Genomic DNA, 20,196 nt, shown 5'->3' with positions numbered 1-20,196 from the left:
GCAGGTATCGCGCCCGTCGCGGGGTTGACTTGGAGTGCGCTCCAGGTCATAGCCTGGCGGCATGCGACTCGGAATTCATGTGCCGAACTTCGATATGCCCGGTGGACCGGGCGCGATCGCGCCGGAACTGGCGCGGGTGGGGGCCGCCGCCGAGGAGGCGGGCGCCGACTGGCTCTCCTTCATGGACCACTTCTTCCAGATCCCGCCGCGCGGCGAGGCCACCCAGCCGATGCTGGAGGGCTACACCTCGCTCGGCTACCTCGCGGCGCACACCTCGCGAATTCGCCTGGGCCTCTTGGTGACCGGTGTGACCTACCGGCACCCCGGCCTGCTGGCCAAGATCGTGACCACGCTCGACGTGCTGTCCGGCGGGCGGGCGACGCTCGGGATCGGCGCCGCGTGGTTCGAGCGCGAACACCTCGGGCTGGGAGTCGAGTTCCCGCCGCTGGCCGAACGGTTCGAGCGCCTGGAGGAGGCGCTGCGGATCGTCCAGCAGATGTGGGACCAGGGCGAGAACGGGCCGTTCGAGGGCAAGTACTACCGGCTCGCGGAGACGCTGTGCTCGCCGCCGCCGGTGACGCAGCCGCGCCCGCCGATCCTCATCGCGGGCGGTGGTGAACGCAAGACGCTGCGGCTGGTCGCCCAGTACGGGGACGGGTGCAACCTCTTCTTCGACACTCCCGAGGGCGTCGCGCACAAACTGGACGTGCTGCGCGCGCACTGCGACACCGTCGGCCGCGACTACGACGCGATCGAGAAGACCATGATCTACGCCGCCGGACAGCCGGGCCCCGACTTCGCCGACCGAATGAGCGATTACGCGCGGCTCGGCATCGATACGGTGATGGTCGCCCCGCCCGGCGACCACCCGGCGCAGTGGATCACCGACGTGTGCGCGCCGCTGGTACCGAAACTCGCGGATCTGCCCAGGAATTGAGCCAACGCCTTCAGTCGTAGGCGGGCCAGTGGGTGCGCCAGTCCTCCGGGGACAATGGAAGGCGTTCGCCCCGAACCGATTCCGCGGCGTCCTCGGCGGCGCGGATATCGGCGGCGAACGCCAATGTCGCCTTGCGCAGGCGTTCCTCGGCGCTCTCCGGCTCGCCGAGGTGCACGATGCGCAGGGTCTCGGGGACCAGATCGTCGGGCAGTCCGGCGCGCGCGCTGCGGGCGCGCACCTTCTCCGCCAGCGCGAGCGCGGGCTGCGCCATGGCGATGCCGTCCAGGCAGGAGCGGCGCGCCTTCTCCGTGGATTTGCGCTCCTCCCAGGCGCGTTCCTGCGCGGCGATCTTCTCCTCGACCGTCGCGTCCGGCCCCAGCTCCGACTCGCGCAGCAGCGGGCTGCGATGCACCAGCTTGGCCACCAGCGCGGCGGCCACGTCATCGACGGTGAATTCGCCTGCCGCTTCGGCGATCCGGGAGTGGAACAGCACCTGCAGCAGCAGGTCGCCCAGCTCCTCCTTGATGGTCTCGGCGTCGGCGTGCTGGATGGCGTCGAGCAGTTCGTAGGTCTCCTCGAGCAGGTAGGGGCGCAGCGAGTCGTGGGTCTGGGTGCGCTCCCAGCCGCCGAAATGCCAGAGCCGGTCCATCACCTCGACGGCGTCGGCCAGCCCCGCGGCCACCGTGCGGCGGGCCTCGTCGCGTTCGGCGCGCGTCACAGGCCCGCGCTCGCCTCGGTCGCGACCGTGAGATCCACGGCGCCCTGGGCCTTTCCGTCCAGCGCCAGCAGCAGATCCGCCACGAACTGCAACAGCCGCACGTCGCGCACCCGCTCCGCGCCCACGCTGTCCTCCACGCGCGGCAGCGGCAGCTGCACCACGCCGCTGGCGGGCTTGTAGCTCGCGCTCGGGTAGATCCGCTTGAGCCGCAGCTGTTTCGAGTCGGGCAGGTTCAGCATCGGCGAGATCTTCAATGTGGTTCCGGTGACGGCGATCTCGGTGACGCCGTACTCGCGGGCCAGCAGCCGCAGCTTGGCCACCGACACCAGCCTGCCCACCTCCACCGGCAGCGGGCCGTAGCGGTCGACCAGTTCCTCGATCACGGCGGCCAGCGCCGGATCGTCCTGTGCGGAGGCCAGTTTGCGGTATGCCTCCAGCCGCAGGCGGTCGCTGGCGATGTAGTCGGGCGGGATGTGCGCGTCCACCGGCAGATCGATGCGCACCTCCTTGACCTCCTCTTGCACGATCGGCTTGCCGTCGGCGGCCGCGCGATACGCCTCCACCGCCTCACCGACCAGCCGCACGTACAGATCGAAGCCGACGCCCGCCACGTGCCCGGACTGTTCGGCGCCCAGCACGTTGCCCGCGCCGCGAATCTCCAAGTCCTTCATGGCCACCGCCATGCCCGCGCCCAGATCGGAGTTCTGCGCGATGGTGGCCAGGCGGTCGTAGGCGGTCTCGGTGAGCGGCTTCTCCGGCGGATACAGGAAGTAGGCGTACCCGCGCTCGCGGCTGCGCCCGACGCGGCCGCGCAACTGGTGCAGCTGCGAAAGTCCCAGCGCGTCGGCGCGTTCCACGATGAGGGTGTTCGCGTTGGAGATGTCCAGGCCGGTCTCGATGATGGTGGTGCAGACCAGCACGTCGTATTCGCGCTGCCAGAAGCCCTGCACGGTCTGCTCGAGCATGTCCTCGTTCATCTGGCCGTGCGCGACCACCACCCGCGCCTCGGGCACCAGATCGCGAATCTGCTTGGCGGCCTTGTCGATCGAGGACACCCGGTTGTGCACGTAGAACACCTGGCCGTCGCGCAGCAGTTCGCGGCGGATAGCGGCGGTGACCTGTTTGTCGTTGTAGCCGCCGACGTAGGTGAGCACCGGATGGCGCTCCTCGGGCGGGGTGAGGATGGTCGACATCTCGCGGATGCCCGCCAGGCTCATCTCCAGGGTCCGCGGGATCGGGGTGGCCGACATGGTGAGCACGTCCACGTGCGTGCGCAGCGCCTTGATGTGCTCCTTGTGCTCCACACCGAAACGCTGCTCCTCGTCCACGACCACCAGGCCGAGGTTCTTCCACCGCACACCGGTCTGGAGCAGGCGGTGGGTGCCCACCACGATGTCGACGGAGCCGTCGGCCATCCCCTCCAGCACCGCGCGCGATTCGGCGGGATCGGTGAAGCGCGACAGGCCTTTCACGGTGACGGGGAAGCCCGCGACGCGCTCGGTGAACGTCTGGAGGTGCTGCTGGGCGAGCAGCGTGGTGGGCACCAGCACCACCACCTGCCTGCCGTCCTGCACGGCCTTGAACGCGGCGCGCACCGCGATCTCGGTCTTGCCGTACCCCACGTCGCCGCACACCACGCGGTCCATCGGGACCGGCTTCTCCATATCGGCCTTCACCTCGGCGATGGCCGTCATCTGGTCGACGGTCTCGGTGAACGCGAACGCGTCCTCCATCTCCTGCTGCCAGGGCGTGTCGGGTCCGAACGCGTGCCCGGGGGCCGCCTGGCGCGCGGCGTAGAGCTGCACCAGTTCGCCCGCGATCTCGCGAACGGCCTTGCGCGCCTTGCGTTTCGTGTTCGCCCAGTCCGAGCCGCCGAGTTTGGAGAGGCTGGGCATCTCACCGCCGACGTAGCGGGAGAGCTGGTCCAGCGACTCCATCGGCACGAACAGGCGATCGCCCGGCTGGCCGCGTTTGCCCGGCGCGTACTCGATGACGAGATACTCCCGGCGCGCGCCGCCGACGGTGCGCTCGATCATCTCCACGAACCGGCCGATGCCGTGCTGGTCGTGCACCACCATGTCGCCGGCATCGAGCGCGAGCGGGTCGACCTGGTTGCGCCGCTTGGCTGGCAGGCGCTTGCCCTCGGCGGGCGCGGTGACGCGGTTGCCGGTGAGGTCGGATTCGGCGACGACCACCAGTCCGGCGTCGTCGAAGATCACACCGTCGTGCAGCGAACCGCACAGCACCCCGACCACTCCGGGCGCGGGTTCGGCCCCCGGGTCCAGCGAGCCGGCAGGGACGTCGGCGTCGGACAGGCGCTCCAGCACGCGCTGCGCGGTGCCGTGACCCGCCACCACCACGACGGCGCGCCCGCCGGTGGCGACGTGCGCGCGCAGCGACGCGAAGATGGTGGCGACCAGCTCCTCGGACCCGCGCGCGGTGGGCCCGGCCAGCACCGGCAGCACCACCTCGGACGGGTCGCCCGAAGACAGCGGGCTCAGCGTCCACCAGGGCAGGCCGTGCCGGTCGGCGCTCTCGTGGATCTCGGGCAGCGCGCGATACGAGGAGGCCGCCAGGTCCAGGCCGTGCCCGCCCAGCGGGGCGGTGCCGCCGAACGACGCCGCCGTCCAGGACGCCTCCAGGAACTCCTCGCCGGTGCGCACCAGATCGGCCGCGCGGGTGCGGATCTTCTCCGGATCGCACAGCAGCACGTGCGTGCCCTCGGCCAGCTGATCGGTGAGCAGCCGCAGCTCACCGGGTTGCAGCACCGGCAGCAGCGCCTCCATGCCGTCCACGGGGATGCCCTCGGCGAGCTTGCTCAGCATCTCCACCAGCGCCGCGTCGGCGGCGTTCTCCTCCGCGACCAGGGCGGCGCGCTCCCGCACGGCCTCGGTGAGCAGCAGTTCGCGACACGGCGGGGCGACCACCACGTCGGCGGCGAGGTCGGTGAGCGAGCGCTGATCGGCGACGGCGAAGGGCCGCAGCTCGGTGATCTCGTCACCCCAGAACTCGACGCGCACCGGATGGTCGGCGGTGGGCGGGAACACGTCCAGGATGCCGCCGCGCACCGCGAACTCGCCGCGCTTGCCCACCATGTCGACCCGCGTGTAGGCGAATTCGACCAGGCGGGTGAGCAATTCGTCGAAGTCGAACTCGGCGCCGACCCGCAGCACGATCGGCTCGATGTCACCGAGGCCCGCCGCCATCGGCTGCATGAGCGAGCGCACCGTGGTCACCACCACCCGCAGCGGTTCCCCGAAGTTCGGGTCCTCGGGGTGGGCGAGGCGGCGCAGCACTTCGAGCCTGCGGCCGACGGTGTCGGCGCCCGGAGAGAGTCGCTCGTGCGGCAGCGTCTCCCAGGACGGGAACTGGGCGACCGATCCGCCGAGGATCTCGGTGAGCTCGACGGTCAGGTCGTCGGCCTCGCGGCCCGTCGCGGTCACCACGACCAGCGGGCGCTTCGCCGCCACGGCCGCCGCCACGAACGGCCGCACCGCCGAGGGCGCCACCAGCTCGACCGACGACTTGCCGACCAGCTCGGCGACGGTCCGCAGCGCGGCATCCGCACCGGCCGCCGCGGCCAGTCCTGCCAGTGGTGGACGGTGAGGCATCGACACAACTCCTGAGCTCGAGCGGGACACCCCGCCACTGGCGCGTTCACGGCCGGTCTATCAGTCGCCGCCACCACCTCCACACGACTAAGTCGGCAGGTCGAAGTGATGTTTCGGCGGTTAAAAACATACCTTGCCCGCCTCCCCGCGATTCTTGCCGGTCGTGGGAGCGGAGGCGCTTCGGGCACCGGGCCGGGGGTTGGCAGGGTGGTTGTGTTCTGGGCGTCGCATGCCCGCCTCCCCGCGATTCTCGCCGGTCGTGGGAGCGGAGGCGCTTCGGGCACCGGGCCGGGGGTTGGCAGGGTGGTTGTGTTCTGGGCGTCCCCGGTGAGTTACCCATGTTCGTGCGAAATCACGGGGGACTTGGATAGCTGGTGGGATGGGGCTCGATAGGTTTTCGTCCTGACTGGGGCAAGCACCGTTCAGTGCCAACGGGTCCCTCCGGCGTGTCCCCCGCTCCCCCGACTACGCGTCACACGGTCTCGCACGACCGTGGGTCACGCACCGGGTAGGCCCAAAAGGCTTGCAGTACACCGCTGTCGGACCTCACGCACTCCGACGACCGAGGGTTGGAAGGTGCAAAAGAACCATGTGATCTCGTACCTACATGGGTAACTCGTCGGGAACGCCCATAAGGCAACCAACCCCACCAACCGCCGGCCCGGCGAACCAACCCACCCCCACTCCCACGACCGGCGAAAAAACGCGGAGAGGCGGAGGAGCGCAGCCCTAGGGCACGTAGCGGCGGAGGCGGCGGGCGGCGAATTCCCTGAAGTACGAGAGCTTTTCCGCCGGCACGATGGACGGCAGCAGGAAGTACCAGGCCCGCTCCATGCGGGTCGCCATCTGGTCGATCGACTCCGTGCCGATGGCCACGATGTGCACGCCCGCGGTGATCTCCTGCAGCAGCATGCCGATGACCTCGGGGTCGAGGTCGGGTTCGAGATCGCCTTGGGCGATGGCGCGTTCGGACAGGACGCGGTAGGTGTCGCCCCAGTTCTTGGTGATGTTGTCACCGGAAGCGCCGCGGTAGTCACCGATCTGGTGGGTGAGCTTGAGCATGGCGCCGACCATCGGGTCGTTCATCGACAGGTCCGCCACCACGTAGGTGATGCCGATGCACGCCTCCAGCGCGGGGACCCGGGAATCGAAGAAGCCCTGGCACGAACTGACCAGTCGCTCGTTGCCCTGATCGACGACGGCACGCGCCAGTTCTTCCTTCGACCCGAAGTGAAAGTACAAGGCGCCCTTGGTCACGTTGGACTGCGCGATGATCTCGCTGAGGCTCGCGTTCGCGTACCCCAACCGCAGAAAGACATCGGCCGCGCCGGCGAGTACGGAATCGCGAGTGATCTCCGCGCGCGCTTGCCTAGCCATCAGCTCCGCCTGTCATTCCTGAAACCAGCCATCCTGAAGTAGACCGACATCTCGAACCAAGACCGACATACCGCCCGAACAGCACCCAGAGGTTGGGAGCACCGTACCACCAGCGCGGTGCGCGACAGTCACTTCGCGCGTTCCCCCCGGACGCCGGCGCAATCGTCCCGCTAATCATCGCGGCGTTCGGCCGCCGGCCATTCCGAGTCCAGCCGCGGGTCCGCCTCGAGGTGACTCAACCCGTTCCAGCACAGGTTCACCAGGTGGGCGGCCACCACCTCTTTGGAGGGTTCCCGCACGTCCAGCCACCACGTCGCCGCGGTCGACACCATGCCGACCAGCGCCTGCGCGTACAGGGTGGCCAGCCCGGTATCCAGATCACGCCGCTCGAAATCGCCCGCCAGGATGTGCGCGACCTGGTTCACGGCCTCGTTGAGCAGGCTGGAGTAGCGGCCGTCGTCGGTGGTGGCGGCCTGATCGCGCACCAGGATCCGGAACCCGTCGGTGCGCTCCTCGATATAGGTGAGCAGCGCCAACGCCACCTGCTCCAACCGCACCCGCGACCGATTCTGCGTCAACGACGAAGTGATCATGTCCAACAGCATCGACATCTCGCGGTCCACCACCACCGCGTACAGGCCTTCTTTGCCCCCGAAATGCTCGTACACCACGGGTTTCGACACCTGCGCCCGCGCGGCGATCTCCTCGATCGAGGTCGCGTCGTACCCGCGCTCGGCGAACAGGGCACGCCCGATCTCGATAAGTTGCTGCCGCCGCTGCGTACCGGTCATCCGCGGCCGCACCACTCCTCCGCCTCTCCGCGATTTTTCGCCGGTTGTAGGTGCCTCGGACGTTCGGTCGCCGGGCCGGCGGTAGGTATCCGGTCGGGTTCTGGGCGTTCCCGGCGAGTTACCCATGTACGTACGAGATCACGTGGTTCTTGTGCACCGGCAACCATTGCTGGTTGTCATGGTCGCACGGTGGGCGTCGGGCCGACAGCCATGTACGGCAAGCCTTTTGGGCCTACCTGACGGACATCCCGATCCGCGCGAGGTCAGGTGGTGCGATACGCAGACTAGCAGCGGAGACTCGGGTGGGGGACAGCTGACCCAGTCAGTCCGCCCGCTCCGCCTCCCTCTTCCTCACCGCATCCCGCGTTATCCCCGGCATCCCGCGAGAACTCGCTGGACCTGGCGAGCACCTGGACAGCCCTTCGCCCCACGAAAACGACCTGCTCCCCTCGCCCGCGTGATCTCGCGAAGACACAGGTAAACCGCCAGGAACGCCCAACATTCACCCCCACAGAAACAGCTGACCCGGGCCGAAGCCAACCACCGCCCCGCCACCAAACCTCCACCCACCCCCTCCCACCGACCCCAAAGCACCCCGTGATCTCGCAACAACATGGGTAACTCACCAGGGAACGGGCTAACCCACCCCCTCCACGACTGGACACGGCAACCAAACCCCACCCGCACCTGACGCAGCCGCCTTGAACGCGGAGAGGCGGGTTAGCCCTTGGGTGGGGTTTTGTGCGAGGATTCTTCGCGTGCCGAGGCAGCAGCGGCGGGTCGTGAGGACCGCCGGTGTGACGGTCCGCCGTAGTGTAATGGCAGCACCTCTGATTTTGGTTCAGATAGTTCAGGTTCGAGTCCTGGCGGCGGAGCACACCGGCACGGTGACTATCGTTGGCCCCGCACATCGCGACCACGCACAGCCAGCACGATGACAGGCAGCCGAGGGAGATCCATGCCACAGCAGACCGCCGTCGTCGTTCTCGCCGCCGGAGCCGGGACGCGGATGCGGTCGAAGACTCCCAAAGTTCTGCATTCGCTGGCCGGCCGGAGCATGCTCGCCCACGCGCTGCATGCCGCCGACGAGATCGACCCCGCGCACCTCATCACGGTGGTGGGCCACGACAGAGAGCAGGTGGGTGGCGCGGTCGCCGCGGTCGCCGCCGAACTCGGGCGCGAGATCACGCCCGCGCTCCAGGAGGAGCAGTTGGGCACCGGGCATGCCGTCCAGTGCGCGCTGCGGGCGTTGCCGGAGGACTTCACCGGCGATCTGCTCGTCACCTCGGCGGACGTGCCGCTGCTGGACGGGCACACGCTGTCCGCGCTGCTCGACGAACATCGCAGCTACACGCCGCGCTCGGCGGTGACGGTGCTGACGTTCGTGCCCGACGACCCGAACGGCTACGGCCGCATCGTGCGCGACGCCGACGGCGGTGTCGTCGAGATCGTCGAGCACGCCGACGCCACCCCCCAGCAGGCCGCGATCACCGAGGTGAACTCGGGTGTGTACGCGTTCGACGCGGCGGTGCTGCGCACCATGATCGGGCGCCTGTCCACGGCGAACGCCCAGCACGAGCTGTATCTCACCGATGTGCTGCGGCTGGCGCGCGAGGCCGGGCATCCGGTGCACGGCGCGCGCCTGGTGGACGCGGCGAAGGTGACCGGCGTCAACGACCGCGTGCAGTTGTCGGAGGCGGCGCGCACCCTCAACCGCTACATCCTGGAACGCCACATGCGGGCCGGTGTGACGGTCGTCGATCCGGCGACCACCTGGGTGGACGCCTCGGTGAGCATCGGCAGGGACGCGGTGCTGCGCCCCGGCGTGCAGTTGCTGGGCGCGACCGTGATCGGCGAGGACGCCGAGGTCGGCCCCGACAGCACCCTCACCGACGTGGTGGTGGGCGACGGCGCGTCCGTCGTGCGCACCCACGGGGAAGGGGCCGCGATCGGGCCCGGCGCGACCATCGGGCCGTTCGCCTACCTGCGGCCGGGCACCGTGGTGGGCGATGCCGGCAAGCTCGGCGCGTTCGTGGAGACCAAGAACGCCACCATCGGCGCGCACTCGAAGGTGCCGCACCTCACCTACGTGGGGGACGCGACGATCGGTGAGCACAGCAACATCGGCGCGTCCAGTGTGTTCGTCAACTACGACGGGGTGCGCAAACATCACACGGTCGTCGGTTCGCATGTGCGGACGGGCAGCGACACCATGTTCGTCGCGCCGGTGACGGTGGGTGACGGCGCCTATACGGCGGCGGGTACTGTACTGCGCAGAAACGTTCCACCAGGGGCGCTCGCGGTGTCGGGTGGAGCACAGCGCAATATGGAGAACTGGGTGCAGCGGAACCGGCCCGGAACCGCTGCGGCGATCGCGGCGGCGGCAGCCCTCGCGGCCGAAGAGACGTCGGGTCAGGCAATCGAGCAAAAGGATGGCAAACAGTAGTGACCGCGTCATGGATCGAAAACCAGAAGAACCTGATGCTCTTCTCGGGACGCGCTCATCCTGAGCTGGCCGAACAGGTCGCCAAGGAACTCGACGTTCACGTCACCCCGCAGATCGCGCGCGATTTCGCCAACGGCGAGACGTTCGTGCGGTTCGAGGAGTCGGTGCGCGGGTCCGACGCCTTCGTGCTGCAGAGCTTCCCGGCTCCGGTGAACCAGCACATCATGGAACAGCTCATCATGATCGACGCGCTCAAGCGCGGTTCGGCCAAGCGGATCACCGCGGTGCTGCCGTTCTACCCCTACGGGCGCCAGGACAAGAAGCACCGCGGCCGCGAGCCCATCTCGGCCCGCCTGATCGCCGACATGCTCAAGACCGCGGGCGCCGACCGCATCATCACCGTCGACCTGCACACCGACCAGATCCAGGGCTTCTTCGACGGCCCGGTCGATCACATGCACGCGCTGTTCCAGCTCTCCGAGCACGTCCGCGCCAACTACAGCCTCGACAACATCACCGTGGTGTCCCCCGACGCGGGCCGCGTGAAGGTCGCCGAGAAGTGGGCCGACGCGCTGGACGGCGCCCCGGTGGCGTTCATCCACAAGACCCGGGACCCGCTGGTGCCCAACCAGGTCAAGTCGCACCGCCCCGTCGGTGACGTGGACGGCCGCACCTGCATCCTGATCGACGACATGATCGACACCGGCGGCACCATCGCCGAGGCCGTGCGCGTACTGCGCGAGGCGGGCGCGGGTGACGTCGTGATCGCCGCGACCCACGGCGTGCTGTCGGCGCCGGCCGCCGAGCGGCTCGCGGGCTGCGGCGCCCGCGAGGTGGTGGTCACCAACACGCTGCCGATCACCGAGGACAAGAAGTTCCCGCAGCTGACGGTGCTGTCCATCGCGCCGCTGCTGGCCCGCACCATCCGCGAGGTGTTCGAGAACGGTTCGGTCACCGGCCTTTTCAACGGCAACGCCTGATTCTCCGCGCCGCACCTCGGCGCTGGATTTCCGCACGGCCCCGGCTCGACGCCGGGGCCGTGCGTGTCGCCGGGGCCGTGCGTGTCGGCGAAGTCGTTCGCACCAGCGGCCGGTCGCCTCGAACGCCGGTCCCGCGGACGGCGGTGCGCGTCGAGATCGCGCCGGGGCCGACCCGCGAAGTGGTGTGCGGCCGGTGGCTCGTGATACGCATGTGGGGCAATCGCAGACTTCGGAGGGGACTCAGATGACGACGCCGCAGGAGCCGCGGCCGGGACTCGATCTCGGCAAGGGGGGCGCGCAGGACGATCGGCGTACCGCCGAAACCCAGGTGTACCAGCCGGGATCGTCGACGGGCCCGTCCGGTGCCGCGCCGGAGACGAAGGTCTACCAACCCGGCACCGCTCCCGAGACGCAGGTGTACCAGCCGGGTGCGATGCCGGAAATGCCCGGGCTGCAAGGGGGTTCGGTGTTGGAGCCGCCCGCCTACCAGTTCGGTGCGCCGTACGACGCGCCCGCGTACCCGTCCGATCCGATTCCGCAGCCGCCCGCCGCGCCGGGGTACCAGTCGGGGTCGTCGGCTCAGCCCGCCGCCTATCCGGAGGGTGGAGTGTACGGCTATCCGCCGGTCGGGGGGACGCCGCCGGCGGGGTATCCGCAGCAGGGTGGTTATCCCCAGCAGGCGGGGTATCCCGCGGCGGCGGGGTATCCGGCACAACCCGCCTATCCCGCGCAACCGGGCTACCCGCAGCAGGGCGCGTACCCTGCCTACCCGCAACAGCCCTATGGCTATCCCCCCACGCCCGGCGGTTACGGGTACCAACCCACGCCGACGCAGACGCTGTCCATCCTCAGCTTCGTCGGTGCGGGCTTCACGGTCCTGCTCGGACTGTGCGGCCTGGCGGCACTCATATTCGGTGTCACGAGCATCGTGCTCGCCGGCGTCGCCAAGAGCAAGGGCGAGCCGCTGGGAACCCGGGCGCTGATCGTGAGTACGAGCGCGTTCGGTGTCATGGTCGCGATCCAGATCGTGATCCAGGTCCTGATACGCGTCTGACGCTCGGCGTGGTCGCCCGCGACCAGCGATCTTGTCGCGAGCGACCCGGCTGTTCGCCGCTGACCCGCCTATCCAGCGGTGATACCCCGGTCCCAGCTATCCAGCTATTTTCCGGCGAGTCAGCAGCGACACGCGGGCCGCGCGACGATACTGGTCCCCATGAACCGTGAGCCACTCGATATGGACATGGGCGACGACGAGCAGGCCGACGAGATCCGCGAGTACGAGCGCTATGTGGAGGATCCGCCCGCCGACCTCACCATCCGCAACCGCGAGAACGAGGACGACGGACGCCTCGGCATCGGCGAGGAACTCGATCAGGAGTGGACCCGGCGCGCCCAGCGCGCCGAGGACCTGGAGGCGGACGACCGGCCCGCCGAGGTGGCGGCCGTGGAGATCGTCGACGACTCCGACCTGTAGTGATTGACGCCCGCGACGAGTGGTACCCACGGTTCGGCGACCGAACTCGACAAGGAGGGCGCTGATGACCACCCCGAACGATCCCGGCGAGCCCGGCGAGAAGTCCGCCTCCGGCGACCGGCCACCGACCGGCGACCAGGAGTCCCCCTCGCTGCCCGAGCCCGGCGAGGCACCGGGGACAGGGTGGGCGACGCCCGCCGCATCGCCGGCGTGGGAGCCACCCGGATCCGACACATCAGGGGATACACCCTTCGGTGTGGGTGCGGGGGATGCGGGGGCGGCGACGCCGGGTTCCGGCACCCCCGGCGGCGCGGACCTGGGTAAAGCACCCTATGGAGCCAGCGGTAAAACGGGCACACCCAGTGGCACCCCGTCCAGCGGGGACCCGAGCCAGACGCCCTACGGCTCGGGACCTCCCGGCGCGACACCGCCAGGGTCCGAGACTCCCGGTGGCACCCCGTACGGGACGGATGCGGGCCAGACGCCCTACGGGTCGGGACCTCCCGGCGCCACGCCGCCCGGTCAAGGTGGCTGGGGCCAACCGGAATCCCCCGCCTACGGGCAGGCGCCGTACGGTTCGGGCCCGAGCGCGTACCCCGACCAGCCGGATTATCCGTCCGGGCAGCAGTACCCGTCTGATGATCAGCGCTCGTTGAGCGGGCAGAGCTACACCCCGCAGCAGCCGGGCGGATACCCGTCCTACCCGCAGGGTTACCAGCCCTACGACCAGGGCCAACCGGCCAAGCCCGGGACGCAGACGTTCTCCATCATCGGATTCGTCTGCGCCGCACTGGCTCTGGTGATCTGCCCGATCATCTTCGGACCCGCGGGCATCATCCTCGGCCTCATCGGCCACAGCAAGGGTGAACCGCTCGGCCGCTGGGCCGCCATCGCCGCGGGCGTCGCCATGCTCCTCGGCTTCGTGATCGGCTTCGCTGTCCTCAACACCGACATAGTCCCCGATCAGAGCTGACCGCGAGCCGGGCCCGATCCTTCGATCGAGCCCAGCTTTCGCCTGTCCGGGACCCCTCTCACACCCGGGTGGCGAGCAGCAGGGCGAAGCGGTCGGCGGGGTCGGTCCAGATGTGTTCGGTGCGCAAGCCCGCGGCGGCGAGTTCGGCGGTGAGGGTGCCGGGGCGGAACTTGGCCGAGATCTCGGTGCGGAGCTGTTCGCCGCGGGCGAACTGGACCGTGAGGTCGAGGTCGGTGAGGGTGACGGTCATGTCCTCGGTGGCCGCCAGGCGCATCTCGATCCACTCGCGTTCGTCGTCCCACAGCGCGATGTGCTCGAACTTCTCCGGGGTGAAGTTCGCGCCGAGGCGGTTGTTCAGCACGTACAGCACGTTGCGGTTGAATTCGGCGGTGACGCCCGCCGCGTCGTCGTAGGCGGGCACGAGGACGGCCGGGTCGATCACCAGGCCCGCGCCGAGCAGCAGGTGCTCGCCGGGTTCGAGCACGTCGTGGATGCCGCCGAGGAATTCGGCGCGTTCGGAGGGCACCAGATTGCCGAGGGTGCCGCCCAGGAAGGCGATCATGCGCCGCCCACCGCGCGGCAGGTTGTGCAGGGTGTCGGTGAAGTCGCTGACCACGCCGTGCACGGCCAGGCCCGGGAACTCCACGGCCACCCGCTCGGCCGACTCGCGCAGCGCCGCCTCCGAGACATCCTGGGGTACATAGGTTTTCAACGGCCCCTCGGCGGTGAGCGCCGACAGCAGCAGCCTGGTCTTGGCGGCCGAGCCCGCGCCCAGCTCGATCAGCGCCTCGGCGCCCGCCAGTCGCGCGATCTCCCCCGCCACGCGCTCCAGCAGGGCGCGCTCGGTACGGGTGGGGTAGTACTCGGGCAGCGCGGTGATCCGCTCGAAGAGTTCGCTGCCGCGCGCGTCGTAGAACCATTTGGGCGGCAACCACTTCGGGTCGGCGGTCAACCCGAGGCGGGCGTCCGCGCGCAGTGCCGCGGTGAGATCGGCGTCGGAGAGGTGGACTTCCAGCGTCGGTGCGGTCATGGCGGTGAGCCCTTTCGGTGTGGCTGAGTGGTGCGGATCGTGCTGCGGCGGTGCGCGTCTCAGGTGGGCGTGAGCTCGTCAACGGAGAGCTCGCCCGGTCGCGCGACCACCAGCTTCCGGTCGGCGACGGGTTGCCAGCGCGGGTCGTCGTCGTACGGCTCGGAGGCGAGGACGGCCGCGTCCTCGGTGACCAGCGCCGACAGCCCGTGGTGCACGGAGACGGCGAGGAGTTGTTCGCCGTCACCGAGCAGCAGGGTGAGCCGGGCCTCGGGCGCGTGCCGCAACACCGCCTCGGCCACCAACCGCAGTGCGGTGGCGGGCGATTCCCCGTATCCGCCCGATTCGGCGGAGGCGATCAAGTCGCTCAGCAGCACCCACAGCACCGCCGAATCGGTGAGCGCCTCCGCCTCGAGCAGCCGCGCGGTTTCGAACAGCCGGGTGGCACCGGCCCGGGTCGCTTCCACGTCCAGATCCGACGAAACGGCGGTGAGCACCTCCCGCCAGCGCGGCACGACACCGTTGTGGCTGAACGCCCACCGCCCGGCGGTGAACGGCGCGCAGGCCGACCGCTCCACCGGCATCCCGACCGTGGCCGACCGCACCGACCCGAGCACCGCGCCGGAGGTGAGCTGCGGCAGCACGTCGGTGACAGCCGGGTCGGTCCAGATCGGCGCCGGGTTGCGGTAGCGGCGCACGGCGCCCTCCTGCCACCACGCGACGCCGAACCCGTCGGCGTTGATGGTGCCGCCGCCGCGCATATCGCGCGGGGCCCACGACTGATGATGCAGCGAATGCGTTCCGCGCGTGAGGATTTCCCCGACACCGACGGACGGACCGACGTACCCCAGGTGACGGCACATCAGCGCTCGTCCCGCCGCAGGTCGCGGGCCAGCCGGAAGCCGGCGAAGATCTGGCGGCGGATCGGATGGTCCCAGTTGCGGAACGTGCCCCGGCACGCCACCGAGTCGGTGCCGAACGAACCGCCGCGCAGCACACGGTAGTCGCCGCCGAAGAACACGTCGGAGTATTCCTGGTACGGGAACGCCCGAAACCCCGGATAGGGCTCGAAACCCGAAGCGGTCCACTCCCATACGTCACCGATGAGCTGATGCACACCCGAAGGCGACGCACCCGCCGGATAGGCGCCCACATCGGCGGGCTCGAGGTGGCGCTGCCCGAGATTCGCCGTGGTGGAATCGGGTTCGGCATCGCCCCACGGATACCGGCGATCGGTCCCGGTCGCGGGGTCGTGCCGCGCGGCCTTCTCCCATTCGGCCTCGGTGGGCAACCGCTTGCCCGCCCAGGTGGCGTACGCCTCGGCCTCGAACCAGCACACGTGCACCACCGGCTGGTGCGGGCGCAGCGGCGTCATCACGCCGAACACCCGCCGCCACCAGGCGCCCGACGGGTCGCGCTCCCAGAACTGCGGCGCGGTGAGCCCGGCCTCCATCCGGTGCGCCCACCCCCGCTCCGACCACAGCTCCGGCCGGTCGTAGCCGCCATCGGCGACGAAGGCGAGGTACTGCTCGTTGGTCACGGGTGCGGCGTCGATCGCGAAACCCGGCACGTGCACGCGGTGCGCGGGGCGTTCGTTGTCCAGCGCCCACGGGTCGGTGGAGGCGCCCATCGTGAACTCCCCGGCCGGGATCACCACCTCGCCGGTCACCGGTGCCACGGCGGCGGGCGCCCCCGGCGCACTCAACACCGCCGCGCCGGAACGCAATTGGTGGGTGGCCAGCATCGTCTCGTCGTGCTGCTGTTCGTGCTGGGCGATCATGCCGAACGCGAAACCGCCGTCCACCAAGGGATCTCCGCGCAGATCGCTGCGCGCGAGCACGTCGAACACCTTGTCGCGCACGGTGCCCACGTAGTCGCGGGCCTGCGCCGGGTCGAGCAGCGGCAGTTCGGGACGGTCGGCCCTGCGGTGTTTGAACGCGTCGTAGAGCTCGTCGATATCGGCGCGGACCGGCTCGCGGCCGCCCACATCGCGCACCAGCCACAGCTCCTCCTGGTTGCCGATGTGTGCGAGGTCCCACACCAGCGGGCTCATGAGGCGGGAGTGCTGGGCGACGAGTTCGGCCTCGTCCACCACGTCGGTGAGGCCGAGGGTGCGGGTGCGGGCGGTGACGAGCGCCGCGGCGATGCGGTCGCGGAGGCGTTCGGTGTCGGAGTGGTCGGACGGTGCGGAAAAGGTGGTCACGGTACTGCTCTCCGGATTCGAGATGGGGTGCCGACGAACGATGCTGGGCGCGAGTATGTTTGGCGGTGCCCGGGGTCAGGGACCGGCCGCGACGCCGTCGGGCGTGTGCCCGCGGCGACATCGGTGCGCGGCGGCGTCGAGTTCGGCCCGCGCGGCCCGGGTGGGTGCGTGGGCGGCGGCGAGGGCGAGCACGTCGGCGGCCAGGGCGCGGATCTGCGGATCGGCCAGGCCGTGGCGCGCCGCGTCCAGCCAGGCGTCGGCCAGCGGCGCCGCCAGCTCCGCCGCCTCCGCCGCCACGGCGGGCGCGCCGAGCAGCGCGTCGACGGCATGGATGGGTGCCGTCCAGGCGCCCTCCGGCTGCGCGTCGAGGTAGCGGATCTCCAAGTGACCCGACGCGCGGACGGGCGGGAACAGCGTGGTCAGGTGGTAGTCGAGATCGTCGCGGCTCGGGCGGCGGCCGATCTCGTCGTCGAGCGCGCCCGAGAGCCAGTCGGCGAACGTCGCGCCCGGCGGGGCGCACCAGTCGGCGCCGTTCGCGCCGCACGGGCCGCGCACGCACAGCAGCGGCACGTCCAGCGCCCAGCGGCTGTAGGCGGCGACCGGGTCGGACCAGTCGGCGACGGGCGGGCGGGTGCGGGTGCCGTCGAGCCGCAGCCAGGTGCGCATCCGCTGCGAGGCCCACATACCCGCCGGTGCGCCCCGCAGCCCGGGTGAGCGGGCGAACGCCGCGATCAGCGCCGGGCCCACGGCGTGGACGGTGCGCCAGCGGGCGGTGACCTCGGCGCGGTCGGCGCCGGCGTCCACGCTGACCTGGGTGGCCGCAGTGTTGCACATCATCAGCCTGCCGAACGGGCCGATGCCGTCGAACACACGCTCCATGGCGTGATAGCGGGGGGAGGCGAGCACCCGTTCGGGGAGGCGGTGGGCGTCGGCGGCTTCCGGGACGATGCGGATGCGCTGGGTGGCGAGCAGCGCGCGAAGGGTGCGGATATCGGAGTCCAAGCGCGCGCACAGTTCCGCGGCGGTGCGGAAAGGGGCGCTGGAGAGTTCGATCTGACCACCGGGTTCGACGGTGATCCGGCTGCCACCGGGCAGCGGTAGCGCGGGCGAATCGGGGGCGACGGAAGGGGGAGCGTGCGGGCCGAGGGCGGCGGCGAAAGCGGACGAGGGCGGGCGGGGCGCCGGACACTCACCGTGCTCGGTGAGCCATTCGAGTTCGGCGCCGAGGAGCCCCGGTGGACCGAGCTTGAAACACACCCCGCCGACGTAGGCCTCGGCCACGGCGCGCGAGGTGAGATCACCCGGCGCGCGGGCCGGGCTGGTCGATTCCGGATGTTCGAGAGTGACCGCCATGCCAACCTCCACCTGGTTCGTGCACGGCGCCGGACCAGGTGTCCGGACGCCCGATCGTCGCTGTCGTCATCGGTCCCGCGAGCGGCCACGCGGGGTGGCCTCGTGTCGACCAGGGTAGCGAGAACGACCGACAGAAATCCGGCGAGAACGTGAATAATCGGCCTGACCTGCGGGTCCGTCACGGGGATTCGCGGGCGGCTAAGGTCGTCGGCATGCTGGACGACACACGCGTACGCGACGACACCCCCGGCGTCGGATCGGGCCTGGTCTTCCTCGACAGCGCGGGCTCCTCGCTGCCGCCCCGCGTCGTCGTCGACACCGTCGTCGGGCACCTGCGGCGCGAGGCCGAGATCGGCGGCTACCGTGCCGCGAACGAACGGCTCGCCGACCTCGACGGCGTGAAGACCGCGATCGCCGCACTGATCGGGGCCGAGCCCGCGTCGATCGCGCTGAGCGACAGCGCGACCCGTGCCTGGGCGGACTTCTTCTACTCGGTGCACCTCGGCCCCGGCGACCGGGTGCTCATCTCCGGCTCCGACTACGCCAGCAATGCCATCGCCGCGCTCCAGCGGGCGCGCGCGTCCGGCGCGACCGTCGAGCGAATTCCCAGCGACAGCACCGGCCAGCTGGACCTGGACGCCCTGGCGGACCTGGTGGACGAGCGCGTCAAGGTGGTGTCGCTGCTGCACGTGCCCACCAACGGCGGGCTGGTGAATCCGGCGGCCGAGGCCACCCGGATCGCGCACTCGGTGGGCGCGCTGGTGCTGCTCGACGCCTGCCAGTCGGCGGGGCAGATCCCGCTCGACGTGACCGAGCTGGACGTGGACGCGCTGTCGGTGACCGGGCGCAAATGGTTGCGCGGGCCGCGCGGCACCGGCTTCCTGTACGTGCGTCCCGAACTCGCCGCCACCATGGAGCCGGGGCGGCTCGATCTGCACTCGGCGAGCTGGACCGGGCCCGACAGCTACGAACTGGCGCCCGACGCGTCGCGCTTCGAGTTCTGGGAGTGCGACGTGGCGGGCCGGCTCGGGCTCGGGGCCGCCGTGCGCTACCTGCTCGAGCTCGGCCCGGACGCCGTGTACGACGCGATCGGGGCGCGCGCCGAATACCTGCGCAAGGCGCTGCCGGAGATCTCCGGGGTCACCGTGCGCGATCTCGGGGTGCGCCACAGCGGGATCGTGTCGTTCACCGTCGACGGGGTGGCGGCCACCGAGGTGCGCGACCGGCTCGCCGCCGAGAACATCACGGTGACAGTGAGTTTCGCGCGGTCGACGCTGCTGGATATGACCGGGCGCGGGCTCGACGCCGTGGTGCGGGCGTCACCACACTGCTTCGTGAGCTTCGACGAGCTGGATCGCTTCGTGGCCGCCGTCGCGGCGCTGTAGGTGTCGCAGCGCGAACTGGTGGTGCTGGGGACCGCCAGCCAGGTGCCGACGAAACAGCGCAACCACAACGGGTATTTGCTGCGCTGGGGCGCGGAGGGGGTGCTGTTCGATCCCGGCGAGGGGACGCAGCGGCAGATGGCGTTCGCCGGGTTGGCGGCCGGGGACATCACGCGGATCGCGATCACCCATTTCCACGGCGACCACTGCCTCGGGCTGCCCGGGATCGTGCAGCGGATCAATCTGGACCGGGTGGCGCATCTCGTCGACGCGTACTATCCCGCTTCGGGCGCAGTGTATTTCGAGCGGTTGTGCCATGCGACGGCGTTCTATCGGACCGTGGAGTTGCGGGAGCATCCGATCGCGGCGGCGGGGCCGCTGGACGCGCCGGGCGCGCCGTTCGGGCTCGAGGCGGTGGGGTTGTCGCATCCGGTGGAGTCGTTCGGCTACCGGCTGACCGAGCCCGACGGGCGGCGGATGCTGCCGGATCTGTTGCGCGCCAAGGGGATTTCCGGGCCGGACGTGGGCGGGTTACAGCGCGAGGGTGCGCTGGAAGTGGACGGCGTGCGAATCGCGCTGGACGAGGTCAGCGCACCGCGCCCCGGCCAGAGTTTCGCGTTCGTCATGGATACCCGCCTGTGCGAGGGCGTCCACGAATTGGCTTCCGGCGTAGACGTTCTCGTCATCGAGGCGACGTTCCTCGACGAGGAGGCCCACCTGGCCGAGGAGTACGGTCACCTCACCGCGGGCCAAGCCGCGCGCGCCGCCCGGGACGCGGGCGCCCACACCCTCGTCCTCACCCACTTCTCCCAGCGCTACCGCACCCTCGACGCCCACCGCGCCGAAGCCGAACGCTACTTCCCCGGCCCCCTGATCATCGCCGAAGACCTCACCCGCATCCCCTTCCCACCCCGCGGATAGGTA

General features: G+C 70.3%; 16 protein-coding genes and 1 tRNA gene. 9 read left to right on the top strand and 8 right to left on the bottom strand.

All coding sequences use genetic code 11. The features are described from left to right. The first annotated feature begins 61 nt into the window (after positions 1 to 61). Positions 62 to 937 (top strand): LLM class F420-dependent oxidoreductase, encoded by an 876-nt coding sequence (locus OHB21_RS14855; RefSeq protein ID WP_067508137.1) that lies wholly within the window; start codon positions 62 to 64, stop codon positions 935 to 937. A gap of 10 nt (positions 938 to 947) precedes the next feature. Here OHB21_RS14855 and OHB21_RS14850 read toward each other — a convergent pair whose 3' ends face one another. From OHB21_RS14850 to OHB21_RS14835, 4 genes are all read right to left on the bottom strand, one after another. Next, a complete protein-coding gene (locus OHB21_RS14850; protein ID WP_067508135.1) occupies positions 948 to 1,655 on the bottom strand; it encodes a MazG family protein in 708 nt (235 codons plus the stop codon). Next, the gene (mfd, locus tag OHB21_RS14845) at positions 1,652 to 5,266 is read right to left on the bottom strand and encodes a transcription-repair coupling factor (protein WP_328439283.1); all 3,615 of its coding nucleotides are present in this window, start codon (positions 5,264 to 5,266) and stop codon (positions 1,652 to 1,654) included. The genes OHB21_RS14850 and mfd overlap by 4 nt, the downstream gene beginning before the upstream one ends. Before the next feature lie 729 nt (positions 5,267 to 5,995). Continuing rightward, a complete protein-coding gene (locus OHB21_RS14840; RefSeq protein WP_067508134.1) occupies positions 5,996 to 6,643 on the bottom strand; it encodes a TetR/AcrR family transcriptional regulator in 648 nt (215 codons plus the stop codon). Between the two features lie 170 nt (positions 6,644 to 6,813). Next, entirely contained in the window at positions 6,814 to 7,434 is a 621-nt protein-coding gene (locus tag OHB21_RS14835) for a TetR/AcrR family transcriptional regulator (protein ID WP_067508131.1), read from the bottom strand. A gap of 804 nt (positions 7,435 to 8,238) precedes the next feature. Between OHB21_RS14835 and OHB21_RS14830 the strand changes: the two genes are divergently transcribed. From OHB21_RS14830 to OHB21_RS14805, 6 genes are all read left to right on the top strand, one after another. After that, positions 8,239 to 8,309: transfer RNA gene (locus OHB21_RS14830), tRNA-Gln, on the top strand. An 83-nt stretch (positions 8,310 to 8,392) separates the two neighbouring features. Continuing rightward, positions 8,393 to 9,880, top strand: coding sequence for a bifunctional UDP-N-acetylglucosamine diphosphorylase/glucosamine-1-phosphate N-acetyltransferase GlmU (gene glmU / locus OHB21_RS14825; protein WP_067508129.1), 1,488 nt, complete (start codon positions 8,393 to 8,395; stop codon positions 9,878 to 9,880). Continuing rightward, entirely contained in the window at positions 9,880 to 10,860 is a 981-nt protein-coding gene (locus OHB21_RS14820) for a ribose-phosphate diphosphokinase (RefSeq protein WP_067508127.1), read from the top strand. Before glmU ends, OHB21_RS14820 begins: the two co-directional genes overlap by 1 nt. Positions 10,861 to 11,104: 244 nt before the next feature. Then, complete coding sequence (locus OHB21_RS14815) at positions 11,105 to 11,914, top strand: hypothetical protein (protein ID WP_067508125.1); 810 nt, start codon at positions 11,105 to 11,107, stop codon at positions 11,912 to 11,914. Positions 11,915 to 12,073: 159 nt separating this feature from the next. Continuing rightward, positions 12,074 to 12,334: a hypothetical protein gene (locus OHB21_RS14810; RefSeq protein ID WP_067508123.1), complete on the top strand. Its 261-nt coding sequence runs from the start codon at positions 12,074 to 12,076 to the stop codon at positions 12,332 to 12,334. A 64-nt stretch (positions 12,335 to 12,398) separates the two neighbouring features. Continuing rightward, a complete protein-coding gene (locus OHB21_RS14805) occupies positions 12,399 to 13,307 on the top strand; it encodes a hypothetical protein (protein ID WP_147265787.1) in 909 nt (302 codons plus the stop codon). A gap of 58 nt (positions 13,308 to 13,365) precedes the next feature. Here OHB21_RS14805 and egtD read toward each other — a convergent pair whose 3' ends face one another. The 4 genes from egtD to egtA form a co-directional block, all read right to left on the bottom strand. Then, positions 13,366 to 14,337 carry an L-histidine N(alpha)-methyltransferase gene (gene egtD / locus OHB21_RS14800; protein WP_067508119.1) on the bottom strand — a complete coding sequence of 324 codons (972 nt, stop codon included), beginning with the start codon at positions 14,335 to 14,337 and terminating at the stop codon, positions 13,366 to 13,368. Positions 14,338 to 14,396: 59 nt separating this feature from the next. After that, on the bottom strand, positions 14,397 to 15,197 hold the full coding sequence (egtC, locus tag OHB21_RS14795; RefSeq protein ID WP_067508117.1) for an ergothioneine biosynthesis protein EgtC: 801 nt from the start codon (positions 15,195 to 15,197) through the stop codon (positions 14,397 to 14,399). Further along, a complete protein-coding gene (gene egtB / locus OHB21_RS14790; protein ID WP_407675242.1) occupies positions 15,197 to 16,480 on the bottom strand; it encodes an ergothioneine biosynthesis protein EgtB in 1,284 nt (427 codons plus the stop codon). The genes egtC and egtB overlap by 1 nt, the downstream gene beginning before the upstream one ends. Positions 16,481 to 16,612: 132 nt before the next feature. Continuing rightward, positions 16,613 to 17,890, bottom strand: coding sequence for an ergothioneine biosynthesis glutamate--cysteine ligase EgtA (gene egtA, locus OHB21_RS14785; protein WP_328439276.1), 1,278 nt, complete (start codon positions 17,888 to 17,890; stop codon positions 16,613 to 16,615). 212 nt (positions 17,891 to 18,102) lie between these two features. Between egtA and OHB21_RS14780 the strand changes: the two genes are divergently transcribed. Both OHB21_RS14780 and OHB21_RS14775 read left to right on the top strand, forming a co-directional pair. Next, positions 18,103 to 19,275, top strand: a complete 1,173-nt coding sequence (locus OHB21_RS14780) for an aminotransferase class V-fold PLP-dependent enzyme (RefSeq protein ID WP_328439274.1) — start codon at positions 18,103 to 18,105, stop codon at positions 19,273 to 19,275. Next, the gene (locus tag OHB21_RS14775) at positions 19,276 to 20,193 is read left to right on the top strand and encodes a ribonuclease Z (protein ID WP_328439272.1); all 918 of its coding nucleotides are present in this window, start codon (positions 19,276 to 19,278) and stop codon (positions 20,191 to 20,193) included. The last annotated feature ends 3 nt before the right edge of the window (positions 20,194 to 20,196 follow it).

Origin of the sequence: Nocardia puris, assembly GCF_036051655.1 — a bacterium.
Lineage (GTDB): Bacteria > Actinomycetota > Actinomycetes > Mycobacteriales > Mycobacteriaceae > Nocardia > Nocardia puris.
This window is presented reverse-complemented; position numbering and strand designations above follow the sequence as displayed.

Bases quoted from the DNA above. Each gene is read 5' to 3' on its own strand.
- OHB21_RS14840 (WP_067508134.1), bottom strand. From the start codon at position 6,643: ATGGCTAGGCAAGCGCGCGCGGAGATCACTCGCGATTCCGTACTCGCC.
- OHB21_RS14815 (WP_067508125.1), top strand. From the start codon at position 11,105: ATGACGACGCCGCAGGAGCCGCGGCCGGGACTCGATCTCGGCAAGGGG.
- OHB21_RS14780 (WP_328439274.1), top strand. From the start codon at position 18,103: ATGCTGGACGACACACGCGTACGCGACGACACCCCCGGCGTCGGATCG.
- egtA (WP_328439276.1), bottom strand. From the start codon at position 17,890: ATGGCGGTCACTCTCGAACATCCGGAATCGACCAGCCCGGCCCGCGCG.
- egtD (WP_067508119.1), bottom strand. From the start codon at position 14,337: ATGACCGCACCGACGCTGGAAGTCCACCTCTCCGACGCCGATCTCACC.
- egtC (WP_067508117.1), bottom strand. From the start codon at position 15,197: ATGTGCCGTCACCTGGGGTACGTCGGTCCGTCCGTCGGTGTCGGGGAA.
- OHB21_RS14835 (WP_067508131.1), bottom strand. From the start codon at position 7,434: ATGACCGGTACGCAGCGGCGGCAGCAACTTATCGAGATCGGGCGTGCC.
- OHB21_RS14855 (WP_067508137.1), top strand. From the start codon at position 62: ATGCGACTCGGAATTCATGTGCCGAACTTCGATATGCCCGGTGGACCG.
- mfd (WP_328439283.1), bottom strand. From the start codon at position 5,266: ATGCCTCACCGTCCACCACTGGCAGGACTGGCCGCGGCGGCCGGTGCG.
- glmU (WP_067508129.1), top strand. From the start codon at position 8,393: ATGCCACAGCAGACCGCCGTCGTCGTTCTCGCCGCCGGAGCCGGGACG.
- OHB21_RS14805 (WP_147265787.1), top strand. From the start codon at position 12,399: ATGACCACCCCGAACGATCCCGGCGAGCCCGGCGAGAAGTCCGCCTCC.
- OHB21_RS14810 (WP_067508123.1), top strand. From the start codon at position 12,074: ATGAACCGTGAGCCACTCGATATGGACATGGGCGACGACGAGCAGGCC.